General features: G+C 65.2%; 11 protein-coding genes. 9 read left to right on the top strand and 2 right to left on the bottom strand.

Annotated features, from left to right (window positions below; all coding sequences use genetic code 11):
- Positions 1-74 precede the first annotated feature (74 nt).
- From HMP09_RS03755 to HMP09_RS03785, 7 genes are all read left to right on the top strand, one after another.
- The gene (locus tag HMP09_RS03755) at positions 75-1,328 is read left to right on the top strand and encodes an acetyl-CoA C-acetyltransferase (protein WP_176499244.1); all 1,254 of its coding nucleotides are present in this window, start codon (positions 75-77) and stop codon (positions 1,326-1,328) included.
- Positions 1,328-2,866, top strand: coding sequence for an acyl-CoA synthetase (locus tag HMP09_RS03760; protein WP_176499245.1), 1,539 nt, complete (start codon positions 1,328-1,330; stop codon positions 2,864-2,866). The genes HMP09_RS03755 and HMP09_RS03760 overlap by 1 nt, the downstream gene beginning before the upstream one ends.
- The gene (locus HMP09_RS03765) at positions 2,863-3,960 is read left to right on the top strand and encodes an acyl-CoA dehydrogenase family protein (protein ID WP_176499246.1); all 1,098 of its coding nucleotides are present in this window, start codon (positions 2,863-2,865) and stop codon (positions 3,958-3,960) included. The genes HMP09_RS03760 and HMP09_RS03765 overlap by 4 nt, the downstream gene beginning before the upstream one ends.
- A 10-nt stretch (positions 3,961-3,970) precedes the next feature.
- Complete coding sequence (locus tag HMP09_RS03770; RefSeq protein ID WP_176499247.1) at positions 3,971-5,176, top strand: acyl-CoA dehydrogenase family protein; 1,206 nt, start codon at positions 3,971-3,973, stop codon at positions 5,174-5,176.
- A 143-nt stretch (positions 5,177-5,319) separates the two neighbouring features.
- Positions 5,320-5,679: an energy transducer TonB gene (locus HMP09_RS03775; protein WP_176499248.1), complete on the top strand. Its 360-nt coding sequence runs from the start codon at positions 5,320-5,322 to the stop codon at positions 5,677-5,679.
- 181 nt (positions 5,680-5,860) lie between these two features.
- Positions 5,861-7,270, top strand: a complete 1,410-nt coding sequence (locus HMP09_RS03780) for a coniferyl aldehyde dehydrogenase (protein ID WP_443026459.1) — start codon at positions 5,861-5,863, stop codon at positions 7,268-7,270.
- A 228-nt stretch (positions 7,271-7,498) separates the two neighbouring features.
- On the top strand, positions 7,499-9,895 hold the full coding sequence (locus tag HMP09_RS03785; protein WP_176499250.1) for a TonB-dependent receptor: 2,397 nt from the start codon (positions 7,499-7,501) through the stop codon (positions 9,893-9,895).
- Positions 9,896-9,941: 46 nt separating this feature from the next.
- On the opposite strand, the gene HMP09_RS03790 is transcribed toward HMP09_RS03785, so the two are convergent.
- Complete coding sequence (locus HMP09_RS03790) at positions 9,942-11,921, bottom strand: PAS domain-containing hybrid sensor histidine kinase/response regulator (protein ID WP_176499251.1); 1,980 nt, start codon at positions 11,919-11,921, stop codon at positions 9,942-9,944.
- Position 11,922: 1 nt separating this feature from the next.
- Positions 11,923-13,434, bottom strand: coding sequence for an ATPase domain-containing protein (locus HMP09_RS03795; protein WP_443026440.1), 1,512 nt, complete (start codon positions 13,432-13,434; stop codon positions 11,923-11,925).
- Positions 13,435-13,545: 111 nt separating this feature from the next.
- On the opposite strand from HMP09_RS03795, the gene HMP09_RS03800 reads away from it, so the two are divergent.
- Together HMP09_RS03800 and HMP09_RS03805 are read left to right on the top strand one after the other, a co-directional pair.
- Positions 13,546-14,049: a DNA-deoxyinosine glycosylase gene (locus HMP09_RS03800; RefSeq protein WP_176499253.1), complete on the top strand. Its 504-nt coding sequence runs from the start codon at positions 13,546-13,548 to the stop codon at positions 14,047-14,049.
- Between the two features lie 218 nt (positions 14,050-14,267).
- Positions 14,268-14,879, top strand: a complete 612-nt coding sequence (locus tag HMP09_RS03805; protein ID WP_176499254.1) for a DedA family protein — start codon at positions 14,268-14,270, stop codon at positions 14,877-14,879.
- The last annotated feature ends 494 nt before the right edge of the window (positions 14,880-15,373 follow it).

Consider the following 15,373-nt stretch of genomic DNA (forward strand, 5'->3'; position numbering starts at 1 on the left):
GTAACGAAGCCGGACGCAATCCGGCAACAGGCACTACGATCGGAGCAGACCGGCGGGTGCAACAGGAGAGCGATGTGGCCGAGGCACTGATCATCGACGCCGTCCGTACCCCACGCGGGATCGGCAAGACGGGTAAGGGCGCGCTAGCCCATATGCACCCGCAGCATCTCGCGGCAACCGTCCTGAAGGCGATTGCCGAGCGAAACAAGCTGGATACCGCAGATATCGACGATATCATCTGGTCGACCTCGGCTCAGCGTGGCGAACAGAGCGGCGATCTCGGGCGGATGGCGGCGCTCGACGCGGGGTATGACGTCAAGGCGAGCGGGACGACGCTCGACCGGTTCTGCGGCGGCGGGATCACCGCGGTGAACTTCGCGGCGGCGCAGATCATGAGCGGGATGGAAAACCTCGTCATCGCCGGCGGTACCGAGATGATGTCGCTGGCGGCGACGATGATGCAGGACGACATGGCGGCGGGGAAGCGGCCGCTCGGGATCGGCTCGGGCAATGCCAGGCTCGACGCGGCGCACCCGCAATCCAACCAGGGCATCTGCGCCGACGCGATCGCCAGCATCGAGGGGATCGACCGCGCAACGCTTGAAGCACTGGGACTGGAAAGCCAGCGCCGGGCGGCGGTGGCGATCGCCGAAGGGCGGTTCGATCGCAGCCTCGTCCCCGTCACCGACGCGACCGGCGCGCTGGTCCTGGAAAAGGACGAATATCCGCGGCCGGACACGACCGCCGAGGGCCTCGCCGCGCTCCGCCCCTCGTTCGCCGGGATCGCCGACATCCCGCTTGACGACAAGGGCACGACGTTCCGCAAGCAGATCAATCGACGTTATCCCGACGTCGATATCAAGCACGTCCATCATGCCGGCAATTCCTCCGGTGTGGTGGATGGCGCGGCGGCCGTGCTGCTCGCCAGTGCCGACTATGCCGCCAAGCACGGGCTGAAGCCGCGCGCGCGAATCGTCGCGATGGCGAACATGGGCGACGACCCGACGTTGATGCTCAACGCCCCCGTTCCCGCGGCGCGGAAGGTGCTGGCGAAGGCCGGGCTGACGGTGGACGACATCGACCTGTGGGAGATCAACGAGGCGTTCGCGGTGGTCGCCGAGAAGTTCATCCGCGACCTGAAACTCGACCGCGACAAGGTGAACGTCAACGGCGGCTCGATCGCGCTGGGCCATCCGATCGGCGCGACCGGCGCGATCCTGATCGGCACGATATTGGACGAACTCGAACGCCGCGACCTGAAGCGCGGGCTCGTGACGATGTGCGCGGGCGGCGGGATGGCGCCGGCGATCATCATCGAGCGCGTCTGATGCACCCCGTCGCGCATGCGCAGACGACGCCCGACAAGCCCGCCTACATCATGGCGGCGACGGGCGAGACGGTGACGTATCGCGACCTTGACGCGCGGGCGAACCAGGGCGCGCATCTGCTCCGGTCGCTCGGGCTGAAACGCGGCGACGGCATCGCGGTGCTGATGGACAATTCGCCACGCTATCTCGAGGTGATGTGGGCGGCGGAGCGCACCGGCGTGTATTGCACGTGCCTGTCGTCGAAGCTCACCGCGGGCGAGGCCGCGTATATCGTCGACGACGGCGATTGCCGCGTGCTGATCGCGAGCCAGGGATGCGCCGGGGTCGCCGCGGGTCTCGTATCCCTGCTGCCCGACGTCCAACGCTACATGGTCGACGGCGCGATCGAGGGCTATGACGCGTACGAGGTCGCGCGAGACGCGATGCCGGTCACACCGATCGCCGACCCCTCGCCCGGCGGCATCCTGCTCTATTCGTCGGGCACCACCGGCAAGCCCAAAGGCGTCAAGCACGCGCTGTCGGACGAGCCGTTCGGGACCAACGTCTCGCCGCTCGTGATGCTCGGCAAGGGGCTGTACGGGTTCACGCCCGACATGGTCTATCTGTCGCCCGCGCCGCTCTATCACGCGGCGCCGTTGCGCTGGTCGATGGCGGTGCAGCAGGTCGGCGGCACCGTCGTCGTGATGGAGCATTTCGACCCCGAAACCGCGCTCGCCGCGATCGAGCGGTTCCACGTCACGCACGCGCAATGGGTGCCGACTCACTTCATCCGGTTGCTCAAACTCCCGCCCGAGGTCCGCGCGCGCTACGACATGTCGTCGCTGAAGGCGGTCTGGCATGCCGCGGCCCCCTGCCCGATCTCGGTCAAGCAGGCGATGATCGAGTGGTGGGGGCCGATCATCGGCGAATATTATGCCGGCACCGAAGGCAACGGGTTCTGCGCGATCTCCAGCGCGGAATGGCTGGCGCATCCGGGCTCGGTCGGCCGCAACCTGACCGCGCAGACGATGATCTGCGACGATGAGGGCAATGTCCTCCCGCCGCGCGCGGAGGGTGACGTGTATTTCGCGGGCGGCGGCGCGTTCGAATATCACAATGATCCCGCCAAGACCGCGGAGGCCGCCAACGCGCACGGCTGGACCACGCTCGGCGACGTCGGCTGGCTCGACGAGGATGGCTATCTCTACCTCACCGACCGCAAGAGCTTCATGATCATCTCGGGCGGGGTGAACATCTACCCCGCCGAGATAGAGAATTTGCTCGTCACCCACCCGAAGGTCGCCGACGTCGCGGTGATCGGCGCGCCGGACGACGAGATGGGCGAACAGGTCGTCGCGATCGTCTGCCCCGCCGATCCGTCCGAGGATCGCGCGCACCTCGCCGCCGAACTCAGCGCGTTCGCCCGCGCGAACCTCAGCCACGTCAAGGCGCCGCGCCGGATCGACTTCCGCGAGACGCTGCCCCGGCACGAGACGGGGAAACTCTACAAGCGCCTGCTCCGCGACGAATATTGGGCGCATTCGAAGGAGTCCGCATGAACTTCGATTATTCCGACGACCAGAAATTCCTGAAGGACGAGGCGCGCAAGTTTCTCGCGGCGCAGTGTGGCAGCGATCGGGTCCGCGCCGTGCTCGACGACGCCGCCACCGCCTATGACGCCGGCTTGTGGAAAGCGGTGGCCGCGCAGGGCTGGCTCGGCGCGGCGATCCCCGAGGCGTTTGGCGGGCTCGGTCTGGGCCACATCGAACTCTGCGCGATCGCCGAGGAGCTGGGCCGCGCCTGCGCCCCGATCCCGTTCGCCTCGACCGTGTATTTCGTCGCCGAAGCCTTGATGCTCTACGGCAGCGAGACGCAGAAAATCCGGTGGCTACGCCGGATCGCGGCGGGCGACGTCATCGGTGCGTTTGCCACATCCGAAGGCGCCGGCCCCATTACGGCACGCTCGGTCCGCTCCACCGTTTCCGGCGGCACGCTGACCGGTGAGAAGATCCCGGTTACCGACGGCGACGTCGCCGACCTGATCGTCGTCCTCGCCCGCGACGGCCTCTACCTCGTCGAGAAGGGCGCAGGCGTCACCGCCGAAGTCCTCGAAACGCTCGACCCGACCCGCAGCGCCGCCCGCCTCACCTTCACCGACGCGCCGTGCGAGAAGCTCGGCACCGAAAACGGCATCGCCGCGATGCAGGCGGTGTTCGATCGGGCGGCGGTGCTGCTCGCGTTCGAACAGCTTGGCGGCGCGGATCGGTGCCTCGAGATGGCGAAGGGCTATGCGCTCGATCGCTACGCGTTCGGGCGGCAGATCGGCGGCTATCAGGCGATCAAGCACAAGCTCGCCGACATGTATGTGAAGAACGAACTCGCACGCTCGAACGCCTATTACGGCGCGTGGGCGCTGAACGTCGGCGCCGCAGAATTGCCGCTCGCCGCCGCCACCGCGCGCGTCGCCGCGTCCGACGCCTATTGGTTCGCGTCGAAGGAGAACATCCAGACGCATGGTGGGATGGGCTTCACGTGGGAGTCCGACTGCCATCTCTATTACCGCCGCTCGCGCCAGCTCGCGCTCGTCGCCGGCAGCCCCGCGGCGTGGCGCGAACGCCTCGTCGGCCAACTCGAAATGCGTAACGCCGCCTGAAAGGACGAATATGGACTTCAAGGACAGCGACGCCGAAGCTACGTATCGCGCCGCCGCGCGCGCGTGGCTCGACGCGACCATCGCCGAGCACGACGCCGGCCATTACCCCGACGACATGGCCAAGGCGAAGGCGTGGCAGGCGCGCAAGGCGGCGGGCGGCTATGCGTGCATCACCTGGCCGCAGGAATGGGGTGGCGGCGGCGGCACACCGATCGAGAGCGTGATCTTCGGCCAGGAAGAGGCGCGCCACGCGGTCGACGGCAGCTATTTCACGATCGGGCTCGGCATGTGCGTGCCGACCGTGATGGCCTATGCCGACGACGCGACCAAGCGGCGCTTCGTCGGCCCGGCCGTGCGCGGCGACGAGATCTGGTCGCAACTGTTCTCCGAACCCGCCGGCGGCTCGGACGTCGCCGCGATCCGCACGCGTGCTGTCCGGGACGGCGACGACTGGGTGATCAACGGCCAGAAGGTCTGGACCTCGGGCGCCCATTACAGCGACTATGGCATCGTCCTGGTCCGCACCAATCCGGACGTGCCGAAGCACCAGGGCCTGACCATGTTCTGGCTCGACCTGAAGGCGCCGGGGATCGAGATCCGGCCGATCCACCAGATGTCGGGCGGGTCGAGTTTCAACGAGGTCTGGTTCGAGGACGTCCGGATCTCCGACGCACAGCGGCTCGGGCCGGTCGACGGCGGCTGGAAGGTCGCGCTGTTCACGCTGATGAACGAGCGCCTCGCGATCGGCACGAGCGGCGGGGTCGGGCCGGAGGACATCCTCGCCTTTGCAGCCCAAGCCGATGGCGCCGACGGGCCGCTGCTGAAGGACGCGGCATTCCGCCAGCGGCTCGCCGACTGGTGGGTGCAGGCGGAGGGCCTCCGCAACACCCGGATGCGGACGATCACGGCGTTGTCGAAGGGACAGGTGCCCGGCCCAGAAAGCTCGATCGGCAAGATCGTCGCCGCCAACCAGTTGCAGGACATCGGCAACACCGCGGTCGAGGCGGGCGATCAATACGGCATCATCGCCGACCCCGCGCTGACCCCGCTGAAGGGCGCCTTCCACGCCGCTACGATGTGGGCGCCCGGCCTGCGCATCGCCGGCGGCACCGACGAGATCCTCAAGAACATCATCGCAGAACGTGTCCTCGATCTTCCTGGCGAAATCCGTGTCGACAAGGACCAGGCGTTCCGGGACTTGCCGGTGGGAGCATGATGAGGGGTATCGTGCAATGAGCGAAACCCGTGAAAACGTAATCCGCGCGACCCGATTGATTACAGGTATTCATTGAGCAATGCTGTCATCGATGGTCTGTAGCGCTTTCGATAGCGCACAGTGGTAAGCAAGGGGTGACGACGATGTTACAAGCGGTTTTGACATTCGCCCTGCTGGCCTCCGCTGGGAAAGCGACGTCGGCGCAGTTGATTTCCGTCCAGCTGGATTACCCGCCGACCGCGCTGCGCGCCCGTTCGGAAGGGGTAGTCGCTTTCGAGGTAAAACTGGCGAAGAATGGCAAGGTCATTGGATGCCGGGTCACTCAAACCAGCGACCATGCCGATCTCGACCAGCAAACCTGCAGCCAGTTACGAAAGACCGCGCAGTTCAAACCAGCTTTGGACCTGATGGGCAAGCCTGTCTCAACGACATATGCTGGCAGATTGCGCTGGCAACTGCCACGCTCGGCGCCGGAAACAGTACCGGTGACCGTTCCGCAATAAACTTCGATCATAGCATCAGAAAACCTCAATGGCCGCTGCATCACCAATCAAGGACAGCGTTCCGAATCTGGCGCGGCTAACTAAACATATCGCCTGCCGCAGACATTGCCGTTGAGTTGACTGACGTCTCGCATACGTATTCGTGTTTTTGTTTCCCGTTCGAGGATGCCCGATGACCGATATGAAGACCATTCTCGTCGCGCAGCGCAACGCGTTTATGGCGGAGTTGCCTGTTACTAAGGCCGTCCGCCTCGATCGGCTGAAGCGAGCGGCGGCGATGGTGAAGGACAACGCCGCGCGGTTCTGCGATGCGGTGTCGGAGGATTTCGGGCATCGCAGCCGTGAGCAGACGATGATGACCGATATTGGCGCATCGCTCGCGCCGATCGCGCATGCCGCCAAGCATCTCGAACGCTGGATGAAGCGCGACCGTCGTCCGGTCCAGTTCCCGCTCGGGCTGCTCGGCGCGAGGGCGTGGGTCGAATATCAGCCCAAGGGCGTGATCGGCATCATCGCGCCGTGGAATTTCCCCGTGAACCTGCTGATGGCGCCGCTCGCAGGCGTGCTCGCCGCGGGCAATCGCGCAATGGCGAAGACGAGCGAATACACGCCCGCCACCGCCGCGCTGTTCGAAGAGATCGTCGGCCGCTATTTCGCGCCGGAGGAAGTCGCGATCGTCTCAGGCGGGCCGGACGTCGGCAAGGCGTTCGCCGCGCTGCCGTTCGATCATCTCATCTTCACCGGCGCGACCGCGGTCGGCCGCCACATCCTTCACGCCGCGGCGGACAATCTGACGCCCGTCACCCTCGAACTTGGCGGCAAGTCGCCCGTCATCCTCGGCGCCTCGGCGGATATCGCGCGCGCGACCGAACGCGTGACGTTGGGCAAGATGATGAACGCGGGCCAGATCTGCCTCGCACCCGACTATATGCTCGTCTCCGCGGCGGACGAGGCCAAGGTCGTCGACAGCATCAAGGCGGCGGCCAGCGCGATGTATCCGACGTTGCTTGCGAACGCCGACTACACCTCGGTCGTGAACGATCGGCACCACCAGCGGCTCACCGACTGGATCGCCGACGCGCGGGCGAAGGGCGCGACGGTCGAGGTCGTGAACCCGGCGAACGAGGATTTCGGCAGCGCGAACTCGCGGAAAATGCCGCTGCACATCGTCCGCGACGCGACCGACGACATGATCGTGATGCAGGAGGAGATCTTCGGCCCCGTCCTGCCGATCCGTCGCTATGACGGGATCGACGACGCGATCGCGCAGGTAAACCGCCGCGACCGGCCGCTCGGCCTCTATTATTTCGGCAACGACGAGGCGGAGCGTCGTCGCGTCCTCGACCGGACGATCTCGGGCGGGGTGACGCTCGACGACGTGATCTTCCACATCTCGATGGAGGATCTCCCCTTCGGCGGCAGCGGCCCATCGGGCATGGGCGCGTATCACGGCATCGACGGCTTCCGCACGTTCAGCCACGGGCGTGCCGTCTTCAAGCAGTCGAAGCTCGACGTCGCCAAGCTCGCCGGGCTGAAGCCGCCTTATGGTGCGGCAGCAGGGAAAACGATTGCGCGAATGATGCGGGGGTAGCGACACGCGTTCCTCGCATCCTGCTCGCCCCCTTTCCCCGGTCGGAATCGCTGCCGGCTTCTTGCCTCTCTCGGCGAGAGAGCGGAGCCTGTCGTCACGGTAGGCGAGGCGTTCGGGCCACTACCGTAACAATATCGCCATCGTCTCGAAATCGTCTTCGATCTGTCGTCGGCGCGTCACGCCGATCGGCAATGGGCCGCTGAGCGCCGTCGCGCTTCAGGGGACATCATGCAGACCATATCGTCGCTTTTCGCCGGTGTCGCTCTCGCGGCGCTCGCTATGCCTTCCGCATTCGCCCAGGCCGGTCCGGAAACCCCGACCGCCATGCCGACGGACGCCCAAGTCGAGCCCGCACCCGAAACGTCGGCGGACATCGTCGTGCTCGGCTTCGGTCAGAGCCGCCAGGTGCAGAGCGTCAGCGCGGTCGATCTCGCGCGCCTCACCCCCGGGTCGAGCCCGCTCAAGGCGATCGAGAAGCTTCCCGGCGTCAATTTCCAGGCGTCCGATCCGTTCGGCGCGTATGAATGGGCCGTCCGCATCTCGTTGCGCGGGTTTAACCAGAACCAGCTCGGCTTCACGCTCGACGGCGTTCCGCTCGGCGACATGAGCTATGGCAACGTCAACGGCCTGCACATCAGCCGCGCGATCATCTCCGAGAACGTCGCCCGTACCGAAGTCGCGCAGGGCGCCGGCGCGCTCGGCACCGCGTCGACCAGCAACCTCGGCGGCACCATCCAGTTCTTCAGCGACATACCGCGCGATACGGCCAACGTCACCGGTGGCGGCACCTATGGCTCGGACAGCACGTATCGCGGCTATGCCCGGCTCGATACCGGCGATCTTGGCGGCGGCCTAAAGGGCTATCTCAGCTATGGCTACCTCACCACCGACAAGTGGAAGGGCGACGGCGTCCAGCGTCAGCACCAGGCGAACGGCAAGATCGTCAAGGATCTGGGCAGCCTCGGCAGCCTGTCCGCGTTCCTGAACTTCTCCGATCGCCGCGAGCAGGATTATCAGGACCTGAGCTACGACATCATCCGCCGTCGCGGCCTGCGCAACGACAACATCGCCGATAACTATCCACTCGCGCTGCAGATCGCGAAAACCTACCAGAACCAGGGTGCGCTGGCGACCTACACCAGGGCGAACAACGGCTCGTCGGTCGGCTTCGTCGCGCCATGGGCCGGCACCGGCACGACCTTCCCGACCGGGTTTGGCACCGTCGACGACGCCTATTTCGATGCCGGTGGCGTGCGCCGCGACTATCTTGGCGGCGTAACGCTGAATGCCAACCTGACACCCGAACTGACGATGACCACCACCGGCTATTACCACAATAACAAAGGGCAAGGATCGTGGATCACGCCCTATTCGCCGACCCCGGCAGGGGCACTGAACCAGGATGGCAGCGCGATCACTGCGGCGAGCCCACTCGGCTTCCGGACGACCGAATACAGCATCAAGCGCGGCGGTGCGCTCAGCAACATCGCCTATGAAACGGGTGCGAACACCTTCGAGATCGGCGGCTGGCTCGAGACCAACACCTTCACGCAGGCACGGCGTTTCTACGGAATGACCGACAGCGCAGAGCCCAACCGCGACGTGCTGAAGTTCCAGAAGAATGCGTATGCGACGCAGTGGGACGGTAAATACGGCACCGACACGATGCAGTATCATGTCGAGGATACGCTGAAGCTCGTCAACGACCGGCTGATCGTCAACGCCGGGTGGAAAGGCGCCTATGTCGTCAACAGCGCGACGATGCTGCCCGATACGACGTCGCCGCTGTCGGTCGGCCGCATCTCTGCCAAGGACTGGTTCCAGCCCCAGGCCGGTATCCTGTTCAAGCTGACCCCGGCGGCGGAAGTCTTCGCCGACTATACCGAGAACATGCGCGCGTTCGTATCCTCGGCGACGACCGGGCCGTTCGCGGCGACGCAGGCCGGGTTCAACGCGGTTCGCGGGCGCCTCAAGCCCGAGCGATCGAAGACGGCGGAAGGCGGCGTTCGCGTCCATAGCGGTCCGTTCCAGGCCTCGGCGGTCGGCTATTATGTCGACTTCTCGAACCGCCTGCTCGCGTTCGCCAATGGTGTCGGCATCCTCGGCAACGCACCGACGCTGAACAATGCCGGCAGCGTGCGCACGTACGGCGCCGAAGTCTCCGCCAACTACCGCGTGTTCCGCCCGCTCTCGCTGTTCGCGAGCTACTCTTACACCAACGCGGAATATCAGGACACGGTTACCGACGCGTCCGGATCGGTCCAGGTCCGCAAGGGTGACACCGTCGTCGATACGCCCAAGCACATGGTAAAGGGCGAGATCGTGCTCGAGCAGTCGGGTTTCACCGGCCGGGTCGGCGCGGACTATATGAGCAAGCGCTACTTCACCTATCTCAATGACCAGTCGGTGCCGAGCCGTGTGCTGGTCGATGCGAGCATCGGCTATCGGTTCGACGGCGAAGGCGCGCTGCACGGCGTCGCGATCGAAGGCAGCGTCACCAACCTGACCAACAAGACGTACATCGCGACGATCGGGTCGAACGGCTACACTGCTAGCGGCGACAACCAGACCTTGCTGGCCGGGGCACCGCGGCAGTTCCTCGTTTCGCTAAAGAAGGGCTTCTGACGTAGCAACGCTGCATCGGACCGGGCGAAGGTCGCCCGGTCCGATGTCATTCCACCGCGCGCAGCTTGGGCCGCCCCGGTGGTGACTGGCGCAGCAGTTCGTCGACCCGGGCAGCGATATCGGTCTGGCGGAACGGCTTCGACAGACGAATGACGCCGTCGGGGACATCCTCGCCCGCTGCTGCATAGCCCGTAACGAGCAAAGCCGGGATACGATTGCCTGACGACCATAATTCGCTGATGAGCTGCCCGCCGGTCATCCCCGGCATCAGATAATCGCTGACCAATATGTCCGCATCGACGCCCGATCGGATCGCCGACAGCGCCTGGCTTGCGGAGGACACCTCGACGACGACATAGCCGATGTCGCGCAGCATGTCCGCAGTCGCCGCGCGCACCAGATCCTCGTCGTCGACCAGCAGCACCTTGGCAGCGCGCCGTGCGATGACGGGCTCGGCGGTATTCTCGGCGGTATCGGCCGCCGCTTCCTCGGTCGCTGGAAGCCACAGTTCGACCGTGGTGCCCGATCCGGGTTCGCTGGTCAGGCGGAGCGTGCCGCCCGATTGCGCAGCTAGGCCGTGGACCATCGACAGCCCCAGCCCGGTGCCCTTGCCGACCCCCTTGGTGGAGAAGAACGGCTCGGTCGCGCGCGCGAGCGTCGCGCGGTCCATGCCGACGCCGGTGTCGATCGCAGCGATCCGGACGTAGCGGTCGGGTGCGAGCCCGACGGTGTTGCGATCATCGACGACGACCTCGCTGACGGTCAGGGTAAGCTTGCCGCCACCGGGCATGGCGTCACGCGCGTTGATGGCGAGATTGAGCAGCGCGAGTTCGAGCTGGTTGGGGTCCACTCGTGCCGACGACAAATGCCGCGGGATCTCTAGCGTCACGGCAATGGACGGCCCCAGCGACCGGCGCATCAGGTCGACAAGACCGTCAATCAACGCGCCGATATCGACCGCCCGTGGTTGCAACGCCTGCCGCCGAGCAAAGGCGAGCAGCCGTTGCGTCAACGTCGCCGCCCGCTCCGCCGCCTGCAACGCGCCGCCGATCATCCGCTGCGTGCGCTCGTCGTCCTTGTGGCGTCGTCGCAGGAGGTCGAGGCTGCCGACGATCGGAGTCAGCAAATTGTTGAAGTCATGCGCAACGCCGCCGGTCAGCTGGCCGATCGCATCCATCTTCTGTGCCTGCGCCAGTTGCGCGTCGGCTTCCTTGCGATCGGTGACGTCGGACACCACCCCGGTCATCCGCGCGGCCCTGCCAGAATCGTCATACTGGACCCGCCCCTTGGCGACGAGCCAGCGCGAGTGGCCGTCCGCCGCGTCGATGCGGTATTCGACGTCGATCACGCCCGTCCGCGAAGCCTCGGTCATCGCGCGCGTGACGGTGCCGCGCTGCTTGATGTCGACATGGTTCAGGAACGTCTCCAGGTTCCAGTCCGGGCGTCCCTCGGGATACCCGTAGATCGCATCATGGCGCAGCGTCCGACGCGACTCTCCCGTAGTCAGGTCGATGTCCCAGCTGCCCATGCCGGCGGCCTCGAGCGCAATCTCCAGGCTTTCACGCGCGGTCCGCAACTCGCTGGTCCGATCCAGCACGGCGCGTTCGAGCGTTACCGCGACGTCACGCAACTCATATTGCCGCCGCCGTGCGGTCAGTGCCGACCGGATCGCGCCCAGCATCGCCTCGGCATGCAGCGGCCGTTCGAGCAGCAGGACGTTGCCGAGATCGGCGAGCCGCTGGGTGGCGCGCGCGGTGCGGGGCGCCCGTGTCCCGTTCGCTAACACGACGAACTGGATATCGGCCCAATTGGGTTGCGCCGCCACCCATTCCGCCAGGAGCGCAACCTCCTCAGCGATCAGCGCTTCCTCGGTCAGCATCACTGCACCGGCACCCTTTGCCAGTTCGACAAGCAACTCCGACTGGTCGCGACACACGAACGCGATGATGTCGTTGCGGCCGAGCAGATCCGATGCGATCGCGGCATCGCGCCCGCGCGGCGCCAGGATCAGGACGCGATCGTCCATGTCAGCCGCGAACGTCCCGAAATCCCATCCGACTGGCCATCAACGTCTTTCCTTCGCCGGAGAATGTCGGGACACCGGTCAGCACCCCCTGGAATTCGCGAAGGGGCTCGCCGACCAGCAATCCGTTGCTACCGATCTGAAACTCCCGGATCGTCCGTTCGTGCCGTGCAGTCCGGGTCTTGATCACAGAAATCGCCTGTCGCACCTCGCCATGCGCCTCGAAATAACGGAGCTGGACGATCGTGTCGGACAGATAGCTCAGGTCGACGTCGGAACGGACGTCGCCGGTGATACCGTGCAGGCCGAGGATCAACAGGCTGACGATCCCCTTCTGGCCCAGATACGTCAGCATCTCGTGCATCTGCAGGATGAGGAACTGCTCGTTGGGCATCGCCTGGAGATAGGCATTCAGGCTGTCGATCACGACGATCTTCGCGCCGTGCTGTTCGACCGCGGCCCGCACCGCGCCGGAGAACTCGCCCGGCGACATCTCGGCCGGATCGATCGCGCGCAGTTCGAGCTGCCCGTTCTCGACGAACGGCAACAAGTCCATGCCGAGCGACGCGCTCCGCTTCAACAACGTCGGCAACCGCTCGTCGAACAGGAAGTACGCCGCCCGATCCCCCCGTTTGAGCGCGGCGATCATCGACTGGACCGATGCGGTGGTCTTGCCGACGCCCGCCGGCCCCGTCAGCAACGTCGCGGTGCCGGGAATCAGCCCGCCCCCGAGCAACGCGTCGAGCTCGACGGATCCGGTCGACACGGCGTCGTCCGAATATTTCATGACGTGCTCGGACGCGATTAGCCGCGGATACACGCACAACCCGCCACGTTCGATCTCAAAGTCGTGATAGCCGCCGCGATACCGCACGCCGCGCATCTTCACGACATGCATGCGACGACGCTGTGCACCGAACCCGGACAAGGTCTGCTCCAGCGAGATGACGCCGTGTGCGATGCTGTGCAGCTGGAGATCGCTGCCCGATCCGCTCTTGTCGTCGAGGAACAGCACGGTGCAGGCGCGCGTCGAGAAGAAGTGCTTGAGCGCAAGGATCTGGCGGCGATAGCGGATCGGGCTCTGTGCCAGCAGGCGAAGCTCGGACAGGCTGTCGATCACTACGCGCTTCGGGCGAAGTTCGTCGACCTTTGCCATCACGTCGCGGATGGTTTCGCCAAGCTCGACCTCGCTCGGGTGCAGCAACGTCTGCTCGTGATCCTCGCCGAGACCGTCGGCGGGCACCATCTCGAACAGCGACAGCGAGTCCAGCGACCAGCCGTGAGTCTGCGCCACCGCGCGAAGCTCGACCTCGGTCTCGGCAAGCGTGATGTACAGCCCCGCCTCGCCAACGGCAGCGCCGGTCAGCAGGAAGCCGAGACCCAGCGTGGTCTTGCCCGTACCCGGCGTTCCTTCCACCAGATACATCCGGTCCGGCGTCAGTCCGCCGTTCAGAATATCGTCAAGTCCGTCGATACCGGTCTGCGCGAGTGCCGGTAGATGTCCGTTCAGTGCCAAGTCGGCAGTCCTTCCCCTGATCGCACCGCGCGTGGCGCCACCATTTTGCCGGTGGTAGGTTATAATCGTCCTATCGCATACCCTTGCGCTCCTTCGCCCCTGAGGAACTTGATGTCGCTCAAGCATTCGTTTCCGCCAATCGTCGCGCCCGATGCGCGCATTTTGGTGCTGGGCAGCTTGCCGGGCGATCGCTCGCTCGCGGCACAGCGTTACTATGCGCATCCGCAGAACCAGTTCTGGCGGCTGATGTCGCCGGTCGTCGGACTCAATCTAGCCGCACTCGATTATGACGACCGGTTGGCCGCATTGGGGGCAAGCGGCGTGGCGTTGTGGGACGTTATAGGGTCGGCGCGGCGGGCGGGGAGCAGCGATGCTGCGATCCTCGACGTCGAAGGCAACAACATAGCCGCACTCGTCGCGCGATTGCCGAATCTTCGCGCGGTCGCCTTCAACGGCGGCACTGCACTCAAGCAGGGGGTGAAGCTACTCGGACCGAATTTTGCGGGGCCGACCATCGTCGCGCTTCCGTCCAGCAGCCCTCTGCACACCGTCGGTATCGCGGCAAAGCAGCCCGCCTGGAACCAGCTCGCCGCGTTCCTCGTCGAACAGGCCTGATTGCGCGCCTCCGCTTGCGCACATGACCGGTCTCTACGATCTCACCGTCCCCGCGTTCCGCCGCCGTTTCGCGAGACTTTTAACTTCCGACGGCATGTCGCGCGGTGTCACCGTTGGATCATCCAGGTCGCTAGAACGCCGAAATTTGGTCGTAAGCGCCTGTAGCCAAGGGGATAATGCTACTGGCGGAGAACTCCGCGCCGCGGCAAGGGCGGGCGATGTCGATCGAAACGCTTATCGCCCAATATGGACTCGCTGCGATATTCCTGGGTGCGGGGATCGAGGGCGAGACCGCGGTCGTGACCGGCGGCGTGTTGGCGCATCAGCAACTGCTGCCGCTGTGGGGCAGTGCCGCGGCGGCGGTCGCCGGGTCGTTCGTTGCGGACCAGCTCTTCTTCCTCGCCGGCCGCCGCTACCGCGATACCGCGCGAGTCCGCAGGATCGCCGCCAAGCCGGCCTTCGCCAAGGCGCTCGACGCGCTGGAACGGCATCCGACGGTCTTCATCCTCGGCTTCCGCTTTCTCTATGGCCTGCGCACGATCAGCCCGATCGCGATCGGCACGTCGCACGTCCCGGCCCGCACGTTCATGATCCTCAACGCAGTCTCGGCGGCAGCCTGGGGCGTGATATTTACCGGCATCGGCTATCTGTTCGGCGACACGCTGCTCGACGCAGTCCACAGCATTATGCCGAAGCACAAGCTGGCCGGCGTCGCGATCCTCGCTATCGTCGTTGCCGTGGTCATGGCCGCGATCCGCTACTGGCGCGGACGAAGCGGGCATGCCAACCCCAAACCGCTGTCCTCGCCGCAAAAGCCGTCGTCTTCCTGACGAAGGAGAGCAGTGGCGGATCGGGTGACGAACCCCAACCTATCGAGGGCCCAATGCCGTACGAATACGCGCTGACGGCCAATAGATATTCGGGACCGCGTGGCGCGCACAGTATCGAAGCGCGACTGACTCTTTCGGCCGTAACCATAAAATAGTGGCCCAGCAGAGAGGCTCCACTGGACCACGAGGTTCCGCCTAGGGAGCTTCACTTCGCCTCGACGTTGCCCCGTTGTAATGCCCACTCGAGAATGGGAATATAGATAGTCGCGTTGCTCGATGAATAGAGTGTAAATCACGCCAAAGTGCGTCAGCTCAGAAGCTTACTAAGATCGAACAGAATGCAAAAGGCAACGACTTCCATCAAATGGAAGTACGTTACCTTTCTAAGGTGCTGCCGAGGGTGCGCGATCTGATGGACCGCACCATCTATTGCAAATTTAAGTCGCCTATCAGAGCGCGTGCCGCTTGAATTCGCGCCAACCTCGTTTCGGAAT

The organism is Sphingomonas sp. HMP9 (genome assembly GCF_013374115.1).
In the GTDB taxonomy this organism is placed as follows: Bacteria; Pseudomonadota; Alphaproteobacteria; order Sphingomonadales; family Sphingomonadaceae; genus Sphingomonas.

What these genes read in the sequence shown, in the direction of transcription:
- HMP09_RS03770 (WP_176499247.1), top strand. Translation starts at nt 3,971, where the DNA reads ATGGACTTCAAGGACAGCGACGCCGAAGCTACGTATCGCGCCGCCGCG.
- HMP09_RS03800 (WP_176499253.1), top strand. Translation starts at nt 13,546, where the DNA reads ATGTCGCTCAAGCATTCGTTTCCGCCAATCGTCGCGCCCGATGCGCGC.
- HMP09_RS03760 (WP_176499245.1), top strand. Translation starts at nt 1,328, where the DNA reads ATGCACCCCGTCGCGCATGCGCAGACGACGCCCGACAAGCCCGCCTAC.
- HMP09_RS03780 (WP_443026459.1), top strand. Translation starts at nt 5,861, where the DNA reads ATGAAGACCATTCTCGTCGCGCAGCGCAACGCGTTTATGGCGGAGTTG.
- HMP09_RS03785 (WP_176499250.1), top strand. Translation starts at nt 7,499, where the DNA reads ATGCAGACCATATCGTCGCTTTTCGCCGGTGTCGCTCTCGCGGCGCTC.
- HMP09_RS03765 (WP_176499246.1), top strand. Translation starts at nt 2,863, where the DNA reads ATGAACTTCGATTATTCCGACGACCAGAAATTCCTGAAGGACGAGGCG.
- HMP09_RS03775 (WP_176499248.1), top strand. Translation starts at nt 5,320, where the DNA reads ATGTTACAAGCGGTTTTGACATTCGCCCTGCTGGCCTCCGCTGGGAAA.
- HMP09_RS03805 (WP_176499254.1), top strand. Translation starts at nt 14,268, where the DNA reads ATGTCGATCGAAACGCTTATCGCCCAATATGGACTCGCTGCGATATTC.
- HMP09_RS03790 (WP_176499251.1), bottom strand. Translation starts at nt 11,921, where the DNA reads ATGGACGATCGCGTCCTGATCCTGGCGCCGCGCGGGCGCGATGCCGCG.